Raw genomic sequence first — 16,256 nt, 5'->3', positions numbered from 1 at the left:
CATTACCCGCCCGGAATATCCGCCACCATCCGCAGCGAAGCAGTGAGGGCTTCCATTTGCAGCCACGGACGGATCCAGGCCACCGCCGCATACATCCCGGGACGGCCCGGTAAATCCGTCACCGTGACTTTGGCTTCCGCCAGCGGGTGAGTCGCTTTGGCCTCATTGCCGATAGCATTGGGATTGACATACTGATGCAGCCAGCGGTCGAGGGATTTTTCCACGTCTGCCGCCGACAGGTTTGATCCGACACGGTCACGCCCTATCACCTTCAGATACTGTGCAATACGGCTGCTCGCCATCACATAGGGCAGTCTGGCGGAAATTGCCGCATTGGCGGTCGCTGCCGGATCGGTATAGATTTTCGGTTTATGCACCGTCTGTGCGCCCATGAACACGCCATGAGCGGCATTTTTGTAATGCACCAGCGGCAGAAAGCCCAGGTCACTGAGCTCTTTTTCCCGCTCATCGGTGAGGTTGACCTGTGCCGGACACAGCTGAACAGCATCACGGGCATCATTGCGGTAGATATAATTCGGCAGATTATCCACTTTGCCGCCATTCTCCGCCCCGCGCACTGCGGTACACCAGCCGAAGCGGCGGTATGCCTGTGTCAGCAGCAGCCCGTAGGCATACGCGGCATTGCTCCAGACAAACTGATCCTGTGACGACACCTGTGCCGAGCCGTCCGCCCGCTGCGGCAGTTCCTCAAATTCAAACCCGCTGATACTTTTACCGCCGGTGCCGTAAGGCTGGCGCGCCAGGGTTTTCGGCAGTGTCAGCGCCACATAGCGCGACTCATCGGCAGCACGGAACGCATTCCACGACGCATATGCAGGGGCATCAAACCCGGCGGCGACCGGTTTGCCGTCAGCAAACTGTGTTATCGACTGAAAATCAAACATCGACTGCCCGGCCGCCGCCACAAACGGCGCATGAGAGGCACTGGCCACTTCGCCGATGTAACGCAGCAGCGCCACGTCTTCATCACCGTAACCAAATTCAAAATCCCCGAGCAGTACGCCGTACGGCTGACCGCCTGCGGTACCGAACTCCGCCTGATACACACAGTTAAAAAACGGGCTGCGGTCAATCGCGGGGGCATTTTCAAACTGTTGCAGCAGCTCGCTTTTGGTGTAATCCGCCATGCGGATTTTCAGATCAGCGCCCGGGTCACTCTCCCTGACCAGTTTATGCAGCCCCAGCCAGCTTCCTTCCAGGCGCCGGAAATCCGGAGCGGTCATAACTTCAGATAATTGGGATGAAATTTGTTTATCAATCAGTGTGATAGCCTTACGCAACGTCAGCGTCAGGTTTTTATCCCAGCTCACCGTACCCGCCATTGCCTGACGGGTCAGTGCGGTCATCAGATCACGGGTGGTATCCGGCGGGGTCTGCATAGTGGCCTGTACCGCACGATCGAGAAAACTGAGTTCCGCCGTGCTCTGCGGTGCCGCCGCCTGGTGCTGCGAAGTGTCACTCATCAGCCCGCCTCCGGCACAGCCAGTTCAGCATTCAGGGAACTGAGTGCCTCCGTATTCTGCAGGATTTCTTTGAGCAACTGTTCGAGGTCGCGGGAACGGTCGGCTTTACTGAGCAGGGTTTTCAGCTGGTTACGGGTTTCAACAAGGGATTTGAGCGGTGCTATCTGGTTCACCAGGTTTTCCGGATGAAAATCCGCCATCGATGTGAAAGAGAGCTCCACCGGAAACTCACTGTCGTCATCGCTGAGGGTATTGGTGACGTTAAAGGTCAGTTCCGGGTTTATCTGCGCCATCACATCATTAAAATTGTCATTATCAATGCCGGTAAATTCCCGGTCTTCCGGCGCACATTTTTTATCCGCCGGTTTATGTCCGGAAAAATCCCCGACCACCCCGACGACAAACGGCAACTCCCTGTTTTCTGATTCACCATTGACTTCAACATCATACGTAATACTGACGCGGTTTTTATTCACCCGCTTGTGCTGTGCATTCATTGCCATAACAATTTTCCTGCGGTTATCAAAAAAATCGGGAAGCCCGAAGGCTTCCCGTTAGGTATTATTTCGCGCCGGACAGCAGTTTGCCCTGCGGCAGGTTGTAGGTGACAATACCACCCTCTTTCAGCTCGCCGCCTTCCAGTTCATAGGAATGTTTCTGAGAAATTTCCACATAAGAGAAGGTGATCATTTCATGCGGCTGTGCGCCGTCATAACCGCTGACGTTATAACCGGTCAGGCGGGCATGAGAGAGTTTGATCTGAAAATATACTGATGCGCCCGAGCCGTCGGCTTCCGGTTTGGTGAAGGCGATTTCCACCGTTTTGCCTTCTTTACCCGGATTAAACAGGAAAGAAAGCAGATCTTCCGATGCGCCATCAATCTGTTTTGCCACACTGACCGGCTGAATTGCGACCATACCGGAGTCGGCATTATTACCGTTACCGATATCCATCGCCACATTGCGGGAGCCGCCCCAGCTGTAGGAATCCACCGCAAACCAGTTCGCGCCGTCCAGGCCGATAACCGTTGCGCCGCCTTTAATATCAACGCCATCAATTCGCATATAAATACTTGCCATAACTATCCTTATTATGTGTGTAATGATTACCAGCGCAGTGCGGTATTGCCGCGCTCTGCCGGTAAGGTCGGGTTTTCATCTGCGGATGCCGTATTACTTTCCGGCTCCGGTAATTCTGTCATCTGCATATCATTCAGACCGGTCAGTGAAAAAATCCGGTCCAGCAGTGTGCTGTTGTCTTCCAGTAATATTTCCTGCCATAACCCGGCCAGAGACATTTGTCCCCAGCGGATGGCTTTTTCCAGCAGGTAAGAGATCGGGCTGTGTGGTTCGCTGTCCCTGAAATAGCGTGAAATTTCGCGCAACTGCCGCAATGCGGTATCACGGTTGTGGTGATTACGCTGGCTGAGTGCCGGAAAATCCGGTCGTCCTGAGGGTTGCGCAACCGGAGAGGCCGTTTTCTCCGGCGGATGTTCCGGCTCTGCCGCCGTAACCGGCGGCGCAGAGAGAGCTAACCCGCTGACAGCCATCACCGCATTGCGGTAACCGGTCAGTAATTCCGTAAAAAAGACGGGTGATACCTTGCTGCCCGCGCCCCGTTCAGCAAAAAATGCCGTCAGCGGCTGTAAGTGCGCCAGGCACTGCGTCAGCACATCAATGCGCTGCCTGGCATCCGCCTGTGATTGCGCAGAATGCGATGGGCTGTCCGGCAGCATTCCCCGGTGCTGACATTGCAGATAGTGGTAATACGGGATGTCATCCGCCACCGGCAACAGCAATACCGCACTGTAAAACAAACAATTTTCGGTACCGGAGCCCAGAATCAGATTCAGTTCCTGTAATTTTATCTGCTCCGCCTGCGGGTCTGCTTCATGCTGCGGGGGCAGTTGCTCCCAGTGTTCGGTCATCTGAACGGAGAACCAGGCGAGCGACTGCTCAAGGGCACGCAATGACGGATCCTGTAACATCTGACACCAGAGATACCAGCCGGAAAGGCTGATATCACGTGCCGTGCCTGTCAGGACAGGGAGCAGCGCATCCGCCAGCGCAGTCTGATCGGCGAGCATCTGCTGCCGGTGCTGTGCTCTGCTTTCTTCATCCGTCTGCTGTAACAGGCGGCGCAGCGAGGACTGGGCAATATTGAACAGATTACGCAGCGGCCGGTAACGGGCACCATCTGCCTTTAAATATTCCCCCTGCGGCTGTCTTTCACAGACAGGTAACCACAGTGTTTTCTGCTCATCCTGAGACAATGGCATACCTTTCCCTTTGCGTTCCGCTGCTGTTTTCCGATGCGGTAAGTAAACCACATTGAAAGTATCGCCACTGTCAGCAGCCTCATTGATTTTTTTAGCTTTACGCCGGACCGCAGCAGCATATTGTGCAGAGAGAGACAACCGGAGGGGTGTTTACTTTATCTTTTAAAAACAGAAATATACCCGAATTTACAGCAAATACTACCGGATATCTTTCATTGTCCGACTTATTATTTTAATTTTATTCATTATTTTGCGATCCCGTGCTGTGTATTTTTATTGAATTTAAGCGGCAAAATAAAAATAATAATCCGTCCTGTTTGATTATTCAGGACAAAAACCTGATGAGCGGTGAGATGATCACCGCGTTTGCATAATGTGGTTAACTATCATGAGCAATGTTATTGCGTTTACTGATGCGGACACCAATCCCTGCATGCAATGCGGGGCATGCTGCGCCTATTTCCGGGTCTCGTTTTATCACGGGGAAACGGACAGTACGGGCGGCGTGGTGCCGGCAGAGATGACTGAAAAAGTGAATGATTTTATGGCCTGTATGAAAGGCACTGACCAGCCATCCCCGCGCTGTATCAATCTTCAGGGGGAAGTCGGTCAGTGTGTGGCGTGCAGCGCTTACGCACAACGCCCGTCCCCGTGCCGCGAATTTGATCAGTCGTGGGTCAGCGGTGTACACAATGCCGCCTGTGACCGGGCAAGAGCCGCACACGGCCTGCCGCCGCTCAAACCGCCGTCCCGCCATAATGATCACGCTGCCTGACCACCGCCGTTTTGCACTAACGTTTTTACGGCTGTTCAGGTAGGATAACCGCATTACTATCAGACTGAATAAGGACAGCCGTATGAGCGATTATGCACAGAGTGTTGCTGACGTGGAAAAAGCCATTGAGAGTAACAGTATCACTGAAATGAATGAGCTGATGGTCAGCCTGGGTGACAGCAACCCGCTGCCGTATGAACAGCGTTATGAGTTACAGCAGCGCCTCCGTCAGGCGATAATGGATCACGGAAAAATACATCACTAGTTAATTCTTATTCCGTACCGGCTTATTATAAGAATAATATACCGGTACGGAGTGTCATGTTTATTCCGTTAATGTCAGCTTTTGCAAAAGTCGCGTTCATTCCTGTACTAACCGCCTTTTAATCCGCTATGCTTTTCCTGTCAGCTATCTCATTCATTCATCTGATTATTATTTATAACAAATCAATCTTATCTGCCTGTTAATTAAAAACCGGAAATAAAGCACCCTATTCCATTGTTTTATATGACAGTTTTATGAATTTTTTAATTTTTTCACCGACTGAAAAATTCCTTATTTATCTGTAGAGGAAAGAGAATAATCGGCATATGATATTGAATACGTTTCACTGACGTGACTATTTACACGTGCGTTGTATCCGGGTATGTAAGGAATGCTTATTATGGAAGTATCAAACTATTCACCGTTACTGAGCTATTACGCGTACATCAAAAAGTTTATTGCATCGCCGGCCACGATGGGAACGATTACCCCTTCATCACGCTGGCTGTGCCGTGCTATGGTCCGTCACGTCGACTGGAGCGGTGTGCAGCATTTTGCTGAGCTGGGTGCCGGTACCGGGGTGATTACCCGCCAGATTCTGGATCAGATGGATCCGCTGGCTAAACTGGATGCCTATGAAATTGATCCCTATTTTGTCAGCCTGCTGAATAAATTTCAGGATGGCCGGCTGGGGATTTTTTCTGACTCAGCAGAGAAACTGAACCGCCCGTATAATGTGATTTTCTCCGGTCTGCCGTTCCTGTCAATTGACCGCCGCACCGGGCTGCGTATTCTGAAAGCGGTGCGTGACAATATTGAACTCAGCGACGGGCAGTTTATTCTGTTCCAGTACACCACCAAATTTGAGAAATACCTGCGCCGTTATTTCCATTTCCGTAAAGAGCGTGTATTGTTCAACGTTCCGCCGGCCTGGGTGTATATCTGTACCCCGAAGAAACGTTATACCAATAACTGATCACCCGCAGCGTGTCCCGGAATACCGGGACACCGGCCATTCTCAATACCCCTGATTTACGGATCCCCCTATGTTAATTATCGCCCCCGCCAAACCGGAGCATTTCCCGCGCCTGGTCGCCATCTGGGAATCATCCGTCCGCGCCACACACGATTTTTTATGTGAGCCTGATATTGAAAAACTGCGTCCGCTGCTGCTCAATACCTATCTGCCGAACCTGAATGTGGTGGTGGCACAGAATGAAAACGGTGAGATTCACGGTTTTCTCGGCACAGACGCGAACCGGATTGAGATGCTGTTCGTGGATGCGGAAATCCGCGGCAAAGGCACCGGCAAATTCCTGCTGAATTATGCGGTTGAGCAGTTACAGGCCGATGAGCTGGATGTGAATGAACAGAACCCGCAGGGCGCTGGTTTTTACCGCCATATGGGCTTTACACAGACAGGCCGTTCTGAACTGGATGGGGAAGGAAATCCGTTCCCGCTGCTGCACATGAAATACACCGGCAAAACAGCGGGATAATGTCTCAGCCGAAAACGCCGGTCGAGAGATAACGGTCGCCGCGATCACAGATTACGGCGACAATCACCGCTCCCGGGTTCGCTTTTGCGATTCTCAGCGCACCGGCCACTGCACCGCCTGAACTAACCCCGCAGAAAATGCCTTCCTGTTGTGCCAGCTGTCGCATGGTGTCTTCCGCTTCCTGCTGTGTGATATCCAGAATATCATCCACCAGCTGCGGCTGAAAAATCCCCGGCAGATAGCCCGGTGACCAGCGGCGGATCCCCGGAATCTGGCTGTTTTCCGCCGGTTGCAGACCGGTGATACTGATCTGCGGTGCCACCTCTTTCAGGTAACGCGCGACTCCGGTTATCGTACCGGTGGTGCCCATCGCTGAGACAAAGTGCGTGATACGCCCGTCCGTCTGCTGCCAGATTTCCGGGCCGGTTGTCCGGTAATGGGCCAGCGGGTTATCGGGATTATTAAACTGGTCAAGCACATAACCTTCCCCGTCCTCTGCCATCTGCTGCGCCAGGTCCCGCGCACCTTCCATACCCTGCGCCCGGCTGACCAGTACCAGTTCCGCGCCGTAAGCTTTCATGGCGGCCTGACGTTCGGCACTCATATTTTCCGGCATCAGCAATTTTAATTTATAACCGCGAATCGCTGCGATCATCGCCAGCGCAATACCGGTGTTGCCGCTGGTGGCTTCAATCAGCGTATCCCCGGGACGGATCTCCCCGCGCTGTTCGGCACCTTCAATCATACTTTTCGCCGCGCGATCTTTTACCGAACCGCCGGGGTTATTACCTTCCGGTTTGACCCAAATTTCTGCGCCACTGCCCGCCCCCAGCCGTGCAAGCCGGAAAAGCGGGGTATTGCCGATCCCATTACTGATAGATGCCACGTTGTTCTGCCTCCTGAGCCATAAACGGAAACCATACCGCCGCCGCAAGGCAGTATGCAACCGGAATTATTTTCATATTTATGCGCACTGTGCCTGCGGCAGCAGCGCCAGTTCATCTTCGCCGCGAAACAGCCGCAGTTCCCTGATTGTCAGCCAGACAGAATCACCGGCAGCGGCCCGGGTGTCCGGTGGTAAAATGACCGTCACTTCATCTTCAGCCGCTTCCGTGGTCACCACCGCAGTGCGGTAATGCCCGTGTGAACGGATGGCCACAACCCGGGCGGCAACCGCATCGGCAGAAAAGGTATGCTGCAATGTCAGCGACCAGGGACGCACAAATACTGACACCGGCCCGGAACCGGCGGTCAGTGCGGCAACCGGCTGGCGTACACCGCCAATCCGCACGCCGCCATCCGCGCCGATATCACCGCGGAAAATATTTATCTGACCGAGGAATTCTGTCACAAAGCGGTTGCTGTCATCATTTCCCAGGCTTTCAGGTGCCGCGATCTGCTCAATATGCCCGCCGCGCATCACCACGATGCGGTCAGCCACTTCCAGCGCCTCTTCCTGATCGTGTGTCACAAACACGGCGGTAAATCCCAGTGACTGATGCAGCTGACGCAGCCAGCGGCGCAGTTCGGTTCTCACCCCTGCATCCAGGGCACCGAACGGTTCATCCAGCAGCAGGATCTGCGGCTCTGCCGCCAGCGCTCTGGCCAGTGCCACCCGCTGTTGTTGTCCGCCGGAAAGCTGTGCCGGATAGCGATCCGCCAGGTGCGGCATCTGAATTTTTTCCAGTAATGACATCACCTTAACGTGGATTTCTTTTTTTGACGGACGTGTTTTGCGCGGCAGTACCGTCAGCCCGAATGCAATGTTGTCAAACACCGTCATATGCCGGAACAACGCATAGTGCTGGAAGACAAACCCGGCCCGGCGCTCCCCTGCCGCCAGCCCGGAGACTTCTTTCCCGCTGATATACAGCTCACCGGCGGTATGAGGGGTCAGCCCGGCAATAATCCGCAGCAGTGTGGTTTTCCCGGAGCCGGATGGCCCCAGCAGCGCCACCATTTCGCCGTCCGCCACCGACAGCGAGATATCCTGTAATACCGGCTCCGCACCGAAATAGTGTGTCAGATGGCGGATCTCAATGCTCATATTTCCTCCGGGATCCCTGATATGCCATCACGCCATGGCGGATGCACAGGGTCACAACAGCCATCAGTGCCAGCAGACCGGATGCGGTAAATGCCGCCACAGTCTGATAATCCTGATGCAATAATTCCACCTGCAACGGTAAAGTAAAAGTCTCCCCGCGAATTGCGCCGGAGACCACTGATACCGCGCCAAACTCCCCGATAGCCCGGGCATTCGTCAGTATCACACCGTAAAACAGAGGCCAGCGGATATTCGGCAGTGTCACCCGCCACCAAATCTGCCATGCACGGGCGCCCAGTAACACGGCGGCCTCTTCTTCCTGCGCCCCCTGACTGAGCATGACCGGCACCAGTTCCCGCACCACATAGGGACAGGTCACAAACACAGTGACCAGCACAATCCCCGGCAGCGCAAACATAATTTGGGTATCCAGCGAGCTTTCAAGAAAACCGCCAAGCCAACTATTTGAACCGTATAAGAGCAGATACAACAGCCCGGCAATCACCGGTGATACCGCAAACGGCAGATCTGCCAGTGTCAGCAGTAACTGACGGCCGGGAAAACGGAACCGCGTCACCAGCCACGCCAGCAGTGTGCCGAAAATCAGGTTTACCGGCACGGTGATCAGCGCCACAATCACGGTCAGCCAGATAGCGTGCAGCATATCCGCTTCCGCCAGCGCCCGGATCACACCCCCGATGCCGTCAGACAGTGCGGTCACAAAAATCCACACCAGCGGAATTACCAGGATGAAAAAGGTCAGCAGCAGACCGGCAGTGATCAGCAGCCACTTCTGCCACGGAAAACGCCTGCGGCGCAGAGAATCAGCCATGAGACCTCCCGGTGCGCAATCCGGCACGACTCTGGATAATATTCACCGCCAGCAGCAGAACCAGTGAGGTCATCAGCACCACCGAGGCAATCGCCGCTGCCGCCGGGTATTCAAATTCCTGTAAGCGGACAAAAATCAGGAATGACACCACTTCCGTCTGCCACGCCAGGTTACCGGCGATAAAAATCACCGCACCAAACTCGCCGAGACTGCGGGTAAAGGATAAAACGGTTCCCGCCAGCGCTGCCGGGGCAATTTCCGGCCAGATCACACGGCAGAATATCTGAAAACGCGAAGCCCCCAGCGTTTCCGCCGCTTCCTCATATTCCGGTTTCAGGGTTTCCAGCACCGGCTGTACCGTGCGGACCACAAACGGGATACTGGTAAACATCATCGCGACCGCAATACCAATCCAGGTATTCACCACGGTGATATTAAACGAATCAAAAAAACGGCCGTACCAGCCGTTCGGGGCAAAGAGAGTGGCGAGAGTCAGCCCCGCAACTGCCGTGGGCAGTGCAAAGGGCAAATCCATCAGGCCGTCGAGAATACGGCGGCCGGGAAAACGGTAACGGGTCAGAATCCAGGCCATCAGCACACCGAAAACGGCATTAAACAGGCTGGCGGCAAGCGCGGCGAGCAGTGTGACTTTATAGGCGGCAACCACCTGTGGCCCGGTAATGATCTGCCAGTACTGCGCCCAGCTCATCTGCGCCAGCTGTAATACCAGTGCCGTGAGGGGCAGCAGCAGGATCAGCCCGCTGTAGAGCAGCGTAAACCCGAGGGACAGGCCGAATCCCGGCAACACCCGCCTTGCCATATCAGCGTCCCTGAACCATCAGGGTGTCAAATTCACCGCCTGAATTAAACCGGCTTGCCATCACTTCAGACCATGAACCGAACTGATCTTCCACTTTAAACAGGGTGACAGACGGAAATTGCCCTTTGGTCGCCGCCATCACATCCGGATCAGTGACGCGGTAATTAAACTGTGTCATTTTGGTCTGTGCCGCCGGGCTGTAAAGGAAAGTCAGATAAGCATCGGCAACGGCCTGAGTGCCGTTCTTTTCTGTGTTTTTATCCACCCGTGCCACCGGGAATTCCGCCAGGATATTGGATGCCGGGACGATAACGTCATAATCATCCGCGCCATATTCATTACGGATATTATTCACTTCGGATTCAAAACTGATCAGCACATCCCCCAGCCCGCGATCAATAAATGATGTGGTAGCGCCCCGGCCACCGGTATCAAATACCGCGACATTACTGAGGAATTTTTTCATCTGTTCCTGTGTTTTAGCACTGTTTTTACCGTTTTTCTGCTGCCAGAAACCTTCCGCAGCCAGATAGGTGTAACGGCCGTTACCAGAGGTTTTCGGGTTCGGGAACACGATTTTCACATCATCACGCAGCAGGGAATCCCAGTCTTTGATCTGTTTCGGATTGCCTTTGCGTACCAGGAAAGCCATGGTGGAGTAATACGGGGAACTGTTATTCGGCAGACGCGCCTGCCAGTCCGCTGCCAGCAAATTGCCTTTGTCATGCAGAACCTGTACATCGGTCACCTGGTTATAAGTGACCACATCCGCCCGCAGTCCCTGTAATATCGCCAGCGCCTGTTTTGAGGAGCCGCCGTGAGACTGGCGGATAGTCAGCGGATCGTCCGGGTGTTCCGCATTCCACTGTTTTTCAAACAGCGGGTTGATTTCCGTGAACAGCTCACGGGCAATATCATAGGAGCTGTTCAGTAACTGAGCAGCACCGGCAGCGCCACTCCATACAGCAGAAAGCAGCAGCAGACCGGCAGGTAATACAGCGTTGACAGATAGTTTCACGGCGGAGAACCTCATTATGATGATGCATGTCAGGTAACTCCGGCCAGTGTGCATATATCGGGAAAGTGATACAAGCCATTTACTTATATCATTATGGAATTATATATAGTGATTATTTACTTTCCGATATTATGCATCGATATGTTTTTTTCTTCCTGCGTTATATATACACGCAGGATAGAGGTTGCCCTCAGGGGAAAGTACAGCGGGATCGTGTTATTTAAGCCGGTAAAGTCCGGGGAGGGCCGCCACAACGGATAAAACGAAAAGTCGCTGTAAATACATCCCTGTACGCTCAGGCGCGTCATCCATGACGCGCATGCTTTTCGTTCTTTTATCCGTTGTTTCAGCCATACATCAGCAATGGTGTTACTTACAGTATGGCCTGAGGTTTATTACAATGCACTCAGTTGTGCCAGTGATGGCGCGTAGTAATAAGCACCGGTTTTCGGTTTACTGAAACGCAGCAGATCATCAAATTTACCGTCAGTTTCACCGAACATACTCAGCAATTGCTGCTCAATATTGTGCAGACGACCGCAGTACGCGATAAAGAACAGGCCGTGCTCACCACTGGCAGTGCCGTACGGCAGGCTCTGGCGCAGAATGGAAAGCTCTTCGCCCTCCTCCTCAATCACCACGCGGGAAACGTGGGACGTCACGTTACGCACATTTTCATCCAGTTCGGTGCTGTCTGCTTTGGTGCGGCCGATCATTTTTTCCTGCTGCTCTTCGGAAAAACGGGTCCATTTGTTCAGGCTGTGCGCCCAGCGCTGGGTGAGGATATAACTGCCGCCCGCATCTTCCCCATCCGCGATCAGTGCCACGTCCGGACGCTCATCCCCCTCCGGGTTTTCGGTGCCGTCGATAAAGCCGCTCAGGTCACGCTCTTCCGTCCAGCGGAAGCCGTGGGTTTCGCCCTGAATCTCAACCGCATCCGCAAATGCCGCCACCGCTGCCTGTGCCAGCGAGAAGTTGATATCGTGACGCTGAGAATGAATGTGGATCAGTAAATCATACTGCGTGGCCGGCGCCAGGCCGCGCCCCAGTTCACGGAAGTTTTTCAGTTCCGGTGCACTGCTCTGACTGCCCAGCTGACGCCACAGGTCGTGACCGAATGCTACCGTGGCACTCAGCTGATCAGCCGGAAACTGAGTCTGTAACTTTTTCAGTGCTGCCAGAAAAACCTGACAACCGCGCCGGATCGCCGGTAAATCACCTTTGGTGTTTGCTTCAATAAAAATACCGAAACGGCAGTGTTCCGGCAGAATACCGCTTTGTGCTTGTGACATGTTGCTCCCTTTGCATCGTCAGTCTGATCAGGAAATGGCCTTATCATAAATCACTGACGCGGAATTACTTTGTTATTCCGCAAGTTCATTTATTATTCCGGGTTATTTATTTGCCCAGACGATATAACTGACTGTCCAGTTTTTCAGAATATCATCTGACGGCATCAGTGTTTCAGGACCGTTCCAGGTTCCGCGGAAAACATAGGAAACACGCGGGGTTTGCGGTGAGCTGCAGATAACCTGAGCACTGTCATCAAATTCAGTGGTCAGGGTACAGGCTCCGGCAACGGCCTGCGGATAGATGTCAGAAAAGAGGGTTCCGGTTTTGGTGTCCCATTCCGTGCGGATATCCGCATCATTGGCGACAATGCGCTGCACGGTGCCATTTTCCGGCCCGGACAGACGGATAACCGTTTTATCATCTTTCCGGCCTTCAAAAATTTTAACGATCTGCCCCTGCTCGGTCTGCATACCACCGCGCAGTGTGTATTTATCGTCCAGTCCCTGACTGATCGCCGTTTCGGTCAGCGCAGTCTGATTATTCACACCGCCGACACCCTGTGCCGTTACCGTCAGCGCACTGCTGCTGAACCAGCTTACCGGCGATAATGATGACCATGAAAACGAACTGCACCCGTTCAGCATCAGTACGGCACCGGCCACGGCGGCCAGTTTCATTGCCTGATAACACTTCATTCATTGCTCCTTTGCATTCGGTTCAGATATCAGACTCCGGAATTGACAAAACATTCATTCTGAATTATTACATCAAATAATTTTAACGAAATAGGTATGTTTACCAATTCAGTAACATAACATTTCCGATAAGATATCTCCTGGTACATACCGACATTTCCATTTACCGGCGTCGTAAGCTATGGCTGAAATGACATTCACATCATCAACTTTTTACCTGTTTTCAGCTGTTGTTCTGACAGGTACATTCTGGTTTCAGCCTGCCACGGCTCTGCCGTCATTTTCTGCCTATGAGTATCATCAGAGCACAGTAAAATGTGAAACGCCACAGCGCTTTATCATCAAGCAACTACCCTATCTGCAGGATAACAGCCGGGTGATTCTGGAAGGTAATATTCAGTCTCAGATTTCAGCTGAGCACTATCTGCTGGGTGATTACAGCGGTATCGTCGAGGTAAAAATCCCGGCGGATTTATGGGGGAAAAAGATTATCACCCCTAATGATACCATCCGCATTGAAGGCGGAATGGAAAAAGACCGCCATGCGATTGTGGTAACCGCCGATACACTCAGTGTGGTCAACCCCGGCAGTTAATATTCCGGATCTGTGATCAGCCTTTTGCTGTAGGTCAGGCTGTCCTGCTGACACTCGTCGTAAGCCAGTTTGTCAAACATACTCAGCGTGGCGGTATTATCATCCGGAATCGCCAGCAGTAACTGCGGACATCCCCGCGCCAGCAATTTTTTCTCGAGCCTCGCCACCATAGCATTGGCAATTCCCCGACCCTGAAATTCCGGATGCACCGCCAGATAATAGGCATAGCCCCGGTATCCGTCATAACCGCCCAGCAGTGTGCCCACCACCTCGCCGTTGACTTCCGCCACCAGAAACAGTGCCGGGTCGTGTGCCATTTTCCGCTCAATCACGGTTTCCGGGTCATCCGGAGGGGTGACCAGATCACAACGCTCCCAGAGCGCAACAACCTCTTCAAAATCGCCTTGCTGAAATGTGCGAATGTCCATACCGTTACCTGTCTGCCGGTTGTCTGCCCGTGTCCGTGAGGAAACGGGTGTGATATCTTATAAAAACAAAATGATATACTAAAGTTTATCAGCAGCTCAATGGTCGTGATGTAATGAATATCCCTGATAGTGACAGTGTTAAAGATTTTTTTCTCAGATTACAGGATTCCCTTTGCGGGCAACTCGCCGCCTGTGACGGCGGTGCTGAGTTTACCGAAGATAAGTGGCAGCGGGAGTCCGGCGGCGGCGGACGCAGCCGGGTACTGAAATCCGGTGCACTGTTTGAACAGGCCGGTGTTAATTTTTCACATGTCAGCGGGGACAGCCTGCCGCCGTCTGCCACGGCACACCGTCCGGAACTGGCCGGGCGTCACTATCAGGCCATGGGCGTTTCGCTGGTACTTCATCCTCATAATCCGTATGTCCCGGCTGCACACGCCAACGTACGCTTTTTTATTGCCGAAAAAAACGGATGTGACCCGGTCTGGTGGTTCGGCGGCGGTTTTGACCTGACCCCTTTTTATCCTTTCACTGAAGATGCCGTACACTGGCACAGCGTCGCCCGGGGTATCTGCACCCCGCTGGGCGAAGATGCCTGGCCGCGTTATAAAAAATGGTGCGACGACTACTTTTATCTGAAGCACCGCAGCGAAGCGCGCGGCATCGGCGGCCTGTTCTTTGATGATCTGAATAAGCCCGGTTTTGAGGAATGCTTTGCCTTCACACAAGCTGTCGGCAACGGCTTTACCCGGGCTTATCTGCCGATCGCGGAAAAACGTCGTTCCATTCCTTATGGTGAGCGCGAACGCCAGTTTCAGCTTTACCGGCGCGGTCGCTATGTGGAGTTTAATCTGGTGTGGGATCGCGGCACACTTTTCGGTTTACAGAGCGGCGGGCGGACCGAATCCATCCTGATGTCAATGCCGCCGCTGGTGCGCTGGGAATATGACTACCAGCCGCAGGCCGGCTCCCCGGAAGCCGCACTGAGTGATTTTCTTATCCCCCGCGACTGGGTCTGATAACCCTTCACAGTGTGCTGACTGAAAAGCAGGCTGATAATCTGCTGTGGTAAGTATTTTTCTCCGCAAAGATGGCGGCTCCAACAACAGGAGAACCGCCTATGTCAGCACATGCCCCGCGTTATTCATTTTTACCGCCCTGGATCCTGAAAAAACGCCTGCTTCATGAGGGGGATCACGAAGAAACTCAGTTATGTTATCAGCATATGCAGCGCTTGCTGGGTTACCAACGCCTGCCGGAAACAGAAATGATGCCTCTCAGTTATGCCGCCCTGCCGGATGCCGGGTGCCATTCTCCGGCACACCGCCGGGTGATGCATCTGAAAAATCTGACCATTATTCCGGATCTGTATTACCGTGAGGACCGGAAAGCGGAAAACGCTCAGCCGCATATGGCTATCCGGCAGGATACCGATACCGACAATATGTTTGAATATCTTGATATCATTTACGGCTTTTTTGATGATGTCTTTGATTACAAATCTTTTAATAACAGCAATGCCACCATCTCCGCCATGACACATTACGGACGCGGCTACTGCAATGCCTTCTGGAACGGCGCACATCTGGTGTTTGGTGCCGGCGATGCAGGGATGAGTGTTTCTCCGCTGTTTATGAGCTTTGCCCAGCTCGATATCGCCACGCACGAGTTTTCCCACGCCGTGATTGATCACCTTTCCCCGCTGACCTACAGCCACCAGTCCGGAGCCCTGAATGAATCTGTCTGTGATGTGTTTACCGTTATGCTGGGTCATTACCGCAGCCGTCACGCCAGCCATCAGGGGGACTGGCATATCGGCAGAACCTTGTTCAATAAACAAAGCGGAATTAAAGCACTGCGTTCCCTTTCGTCACCGGGAAGTGCCTATAACCATCCGATGATCGGCAAAGATAAACAGGTGGCACATATGCGGGATTACATTGCGCTGCCGGATGACCCGGAGAATGATAACGGCGGCGTGCATTGCTACTCCGGTATCCCGAACCATGCATTTTACCATTTCGCCTCTGCCCTCGGCGGGTACAGCTGGGAAGTAGCCGGACAAATCTGGTTCGACACACTGCGCAGAGGCAATCTGCCGCCGGAGTGTGATTTTCTCACCTTCGCCCGAGAAACCCTGACCGTTGCCGATGAAAATTATGATGAGGAAGTTGCGGCCATACTGCTGAGCGCGTGGAAAGCTGTCGGGCTGGAGCCGTGATAATG

At 53.2% G+C, this 16,256-nt stretch carries 19 protein-coding genes; 7 read left to right on the top strand and 12 right to left on the bottom strand.

Translation table 11 applies throughout. The annotated features are described in order from the left end of the window. Positions 1–2: 2 nt before the first annotated feature. Genes tssC through AB7038_RS06530 form a run of 4 tightly spaced genes read right to left on the bottom strand, consistent with a single transcriptional unit; the run spans position 3 to position 3,763 of the window. Positions 3–1,484, bottom strand: a complete 1,482-nt coding sequence (gene tssC, locus AB7038_RS06545) for a type VI secretion system contractile sheath large subunit (protein ID WP_368888589.1) — start codon at positions 1,482–1,484, stop codon at positions 3–5. Continuing rightward, positions 1,484–1,987, bottom strand: coding sequence for a type VI secretion system contractile sheath small subunit (gene tssB / locus AB7038_RS06540; RefSeq protein WP_025152133.1), 504 nt, complete (start codon positions 1,985–1,987; stop codon positions 1,484–1,486). The genes tssC and tssB overlap by 1 nt, the downstream gene beginning before the upstream one ends. Positions 1,988–2,045: 58 nt before the next feature. Beyond that, positions 2,046–2,564, bottom strand: coding sequence for an Hcp family type VI secretion system effector (locus tag AB7038_RS06535; protein WP_025152132.1), 519 nt, complete (start codon positions 2,562–2,564; stop codon positions 2,046–2,048). A 26-nt stretch (positions 2,565–2,590) separates the two neighbouring features. After that, the gene (locus AB7038_RS06530) at positions 2,591–3,763 is read right to left on the bottom strand and encodes an ImpA family type VI secretion system protein (protein ID WP_369452981.1); all 1,173 of its coding nucleotides are present in this window, start codon (positions 3,761–3,763) and stop codon (positions 2,591–2,593) included. A gap of 388 nt (positions 3,764–4,151) precedes the next feature. Between AB7038_RS06530 and AB7038_RS06525 the strand changes: the two genes are divergently transcribed. From AB7038_RS06525 to AB7038_RS06510, 4 genes are all read left to right on the top strand, one after another. Next, entirely contained in the window at positions 4,152–4,538 is a 387-nt protein-coding gene (locus tag AB7038_RS06525) for a YkgJ family cysteine cluster protein (RefSeq protein ID WP_072871835.1), read from the top strand. Positions 4,539–4,620: 82 nt separating this feature from the next. Then, positions 4,621–4,803 carry a DUF2526 family protein gene (locus AB7038_RS06520; RefSeq protein WP_004241466.1) on the top strand — a complete coding sequence of 61 codons (183 nt, stop codon included), beginning with the start codon at positions 4,621–4,623 and terminating at the stop codon, positions 4,801–4,803. 400 nt (positions 4,804–5,203) lie between these two features. Next, positions 5,204–5,779 (top strand): class I SAM-dependent methyltransferase, encoded by a 576-nt coding sequence (locus AB7038_RS06515; protein WP_072871736.1) that lies wholly within the window; start codon positions 5,204–5,206, stop codon positions 5,777–5,779. Positions 5,780–5,849: 70 nt separating this feature from the next. Next, on the top strand, positions 5,850–6,302 hold the full coding sequence (locus AB7038_RS06510; RefSeq protein ID WP_368888591.1) for an acetyltransferase: 453 nt from the start codon (positions 5,850–5,852) through the stop codon (positions 6,300–6,302). Positions 6,303–6,306: 4 nt separating this feature from the next. On the opposite strand, the gene cysM is transcribed toward AB7038_RS06510, so the two are convergent. The 7 genes from cysM to AB7038_RS06475 all read right to left on the bottom strand — a co-directional run bounded on the left by cysM (position 6,307) and on the right by AB7038_RS06475 (position 13,007). After that, positions 6,307–7,188 (bottom strand): cysteine synthase CysM, encoded by an 882-nt coding sequence (cysM, locus tag AB7038_RS06505; protein WP_369452980.1) that lies wholly within the window; start codon positions 7,186–7,188, stop codon positions 6,307–6,309. A gap of 78 nt (positions 7,189–7,266) precedes the next feature. Then, the gene (locus AB7038_RS06500) at positions 7,267–8,349 is read right to left on the bottom strand and encodes an ATP-binding cassette domain-containing protein (RefSeq protein WP_369452979.1); all 1,083 of its coding nucleotides are present in this window, start codon (positions 8,347–8,349) and stop codon (positions 7,267–7,269) included. Further along, complete coding sequence (cysW, locus tag AB7038_RS06495) at positions 8,339–9,181, bottom strand: sulfate/thiosulfate ABC transporter permease CysW (RefSeq protein ID WP_369452978.1); 843 nt, start codon at positions 9,179–9,181, stop codon at positions 8,339–8,341. Before cysW ends, AB7038_RS06500 begins: the two co-directional genes overlap by 11 nt. Beyond that, entirely contained in the window at positions 9,174–10,001 is an 828-nt protein-coding gene (gene cysT, locus AB7038_RS06490; protein ID WP_369452977.1) for a sulfate/thiosulfate ABC transporter permease CysT, read from the bottom strand. Before cysT ends, cysW begins: the two co-directional genes overlap by 8 nt. A 1-nt stretch (position 10,002) precedes the next feature. Then, a complete protein-coding gene (gene cysP, locus AB7038_RS06485; RefSeq protein WP_369452976.1) occupies positions 10,003–11,034 on the bottom strand; it encodes a thiosulfate ABC transporter substrate-binding protein CysP in 1,032 nt (343 codons plus the stop codon). Between the two features lie 380 nt (positions 11,035–11,414). Continuing rightward, the gene (locus AB7038_RS06480) at positions 11,415–12,311 is read right to left on the bottom strand and encodes a Dyp-type peroxidase (protein WP_369452975.1); all 897 of its coding nucleotides are present in this window, start codon (positions 12,309–12,311) and stop codon (positions 11,415–11,417) included. A gap of 102 nt (positions 12,312–12,413) precedes the next feature. After that, complete coding sequence (locus tag AB7038_RS06475) at positions 12,414–13,007, bottom strand: RpoE-regulated lipoprotein (RefSeq protein ID WP_369452974.1); 594 nt, start codon at positions 13,005–13,007, stop codon at positions 12,414–12,416. Positions 13,008–13,188: 181 nt separating this feature from the next. On the opposite strand from AB7038_RS06475, the gene AB7038_RS06470 reads away from it, so the two are divergent. Next, positions 13,189–13,602 (top strand): YgiW/YdeI family stress tolerance OB fold protein, encoded by a 414-nt coding sequence (locus AB7038_RS06470; RefSeq protein WP_369452973.1) that lies wholly within the window; start codon positions 13,189–13,191, stop codon positions 13,600–13,602. On the opposite strand, the gene AB7038_RS06465 is transcribed toward AB7038_RS06470, so the two are convergent. Next, positions 13,599–14,030: a GNAT family acetyltransferase gene (locus AB7038_RS06465; RefSeq protein WP_368888599.1), complete on the bottom strand. Its 432-nt coding sequence runs from the start codon at positions 14,028–14,030 to the stop codon at positions 13,599–13,601. The two genes, AB7038_RS06470 and AB7038_RS06465, sit on opposite strands and share 4 nt — an antisense overlap. A gap of 113 nt (positions 14,031–14,143) precedes the next feature. On the opposite strand from AB7038_RS06465, the gene hemF reads away from it, so the two are divergent. Both hemF and AB7038_RS06455 read left to right on the top strand, forming a co-directional pair. Continuing rightward, positions 14,144–15,049 carry an oxygen-dependent coproporphyrinogen oxidase gene (gene hemF, locus AB7038_RS06460; protein WP_368888600.1) on the top strand — a complete coding sequence of 302 codons (906 nt, stop codon included), beginning with the start codon at positions 14,144–14,146 and terminating at the stop codon, positions 15,047–15,049. A 101-nt stretch (positions 15,050–15,150) separates the two neighbouring features. After that, entirely contained in the window at positions 15,151–16,251 is a 1,101-nt protein-coding gene (locus AB7038_RS06455; RefSeq protein ID WP_369452972.1) for a M4 family metallopeptidase, read from the top strand. Positions 16,252–16,256: the final 5 nt, after the last annotated feature.

This window comes from Morganella morganii, from assembly GCF_041099235.1.
GTDB lineage: Bacteria > Pseudomonadota > Gammaproteobacteria > Enterobacterales > Enterobacteriaceae > Morganella > Morganella morganii_E.
The sequence above is the reverse complement of the archived record's forward strand: the minus strand, read 5'-3'. Positions and strand labels throughout refer to the sequence as shown.

What these genes read in the sequence shown, in the direction of transcription:
- AB7038_RS06500 (WP_369452979.1), bottom strand. Translation starts at nt 8,349, where the DNA reads ATGAGCATTGAGATCCGCCATCTGACACACTATTTCGGTGCGGAGCCG.
- hemF (WP_368888600.1), top strand. Translation starts at nt 14,144, where the DNA reads ATGAATATCCCTGATAGTGACAGTGTTAAAGATTTTTTTCTCAGATTA.
- AB7038_RS06455 (WP_369452972.1), top strand. Translation starts at nt 15,151, where the DNA reads ATGTCAGCACATGCCCCGCGTTATTCATTTTTACCGCCCTGGATCCTG.
- cysW (WP_369452978.1), bottom strand. Translation starts at nt 9,181, where the DNA reads ATGGCTGATTCTCTGCGCCGCAGGCGTTTTCCGTGGCAGAAGTGGCTG.
- AB7038_RS06525 (WP_072871835.1), top strand. Translation starts at nt 4,152, where the DNA reads ATGAGCAATGTTATTGCGTTTACTGATGCGGACACCAATCCCTGCATG.
- cysP (WP_369452976.1), bottom strand. Translation starts at nt 11,034, where the DNA reads ATGAGGTTCTCCGCCGTGAAACTATCTGTCAACGCTGTATTACCTGCC.
- AB7038_RS06470 (WP_369452973.1), top strand. Translation starts at nt 13,189, where the DNA reads ATGGCTGAAATGACATTCACATCATCAACTTTTTACCTGTTTTCAGCT.
- AB7038_RS06515 (WP_072871736.1), top strand. Translation starts at nt 5,204, where the DNA reads ATGGAAGTATCAAACTATTCACCGTTACTGAGCTATTACGCGTACATC.
- AB7038_RS06475 (WP_369452974.1), bottom strand. Translation starts at nt 13,007, where the DNA reads ATGAAGTGTTATCAGGCAATGAAACTGGCCGCCGTGGCCGGTGCCGTA.
- AB7038_RS06520 (WP_004241466.1), top strand. Translation starts at nt 4,621, where the DNA reads ATGAGCGATTATGCACAGAGTGTTGCTGACGTGGAAAAAGCCATTGAG.
- cysT (WP_369452977.1), bottom strand. Translation starts at nt 10,001, where the DNA reads ATGGCAAGGCGGGTGTTGCCGGGATTCGGCCTGTCCCTCGGGTTTACG.
- AB7038_RS06535 (WP_025152132.1), bottom strand. Translation starts at nt 2,564, where the DNA reads ATGGCAAGTATTTATATGCGAATTGATGGCGTTGATATTAAAGGCGGC.
- AB7038_RS06480 (WP_369452975.1), bottom strand. Translation starts at nt 12,311, where the DNA reads ATGTCACAAGCACAAAGCGGTATTCTGCCGGAACACTGCCGTTTCGGT.
- AB7038_RS06465 (WP_368888599.1), bottom strand. Translation starts at nt 14,030, where the DNA reads ATGGACATTCGCACATTTCAGCAAGGCGATTTTGAAGAGGTTGTTGCG.
- tssC (WP_368888589.1), bottom strand. Translation starts at nt 1,484, where the DNA reads ATGAGTGACACTTCGCAGCACCAGGCGGCGGCACCGCAGAGCACGGCG.
- tssB (WP_025152133.1), bottom strand. Translation starts at nt 1,987, where the DNA reads ATGGCAATGAATGCACAGCACAAGCGGGTGAATAAAAACCGCGTCAGT.
- AB7038_RS06510 (WP_368888591.1), top strand. Translation starts at nt 5,850, where the DNA reads ATGTTAATTATCGCCCCCGCCAAACCGGAGCATTTCCCGCGCCTGGTC.
- AB7038_RS06530 (WP_369452981.1), bottom strand. Translation starts at nt 3,763, where the DNA reads ATGCCATTGTCTCAGGATGAGCAGAAAACACTGTGGTTACCTGTCTGT.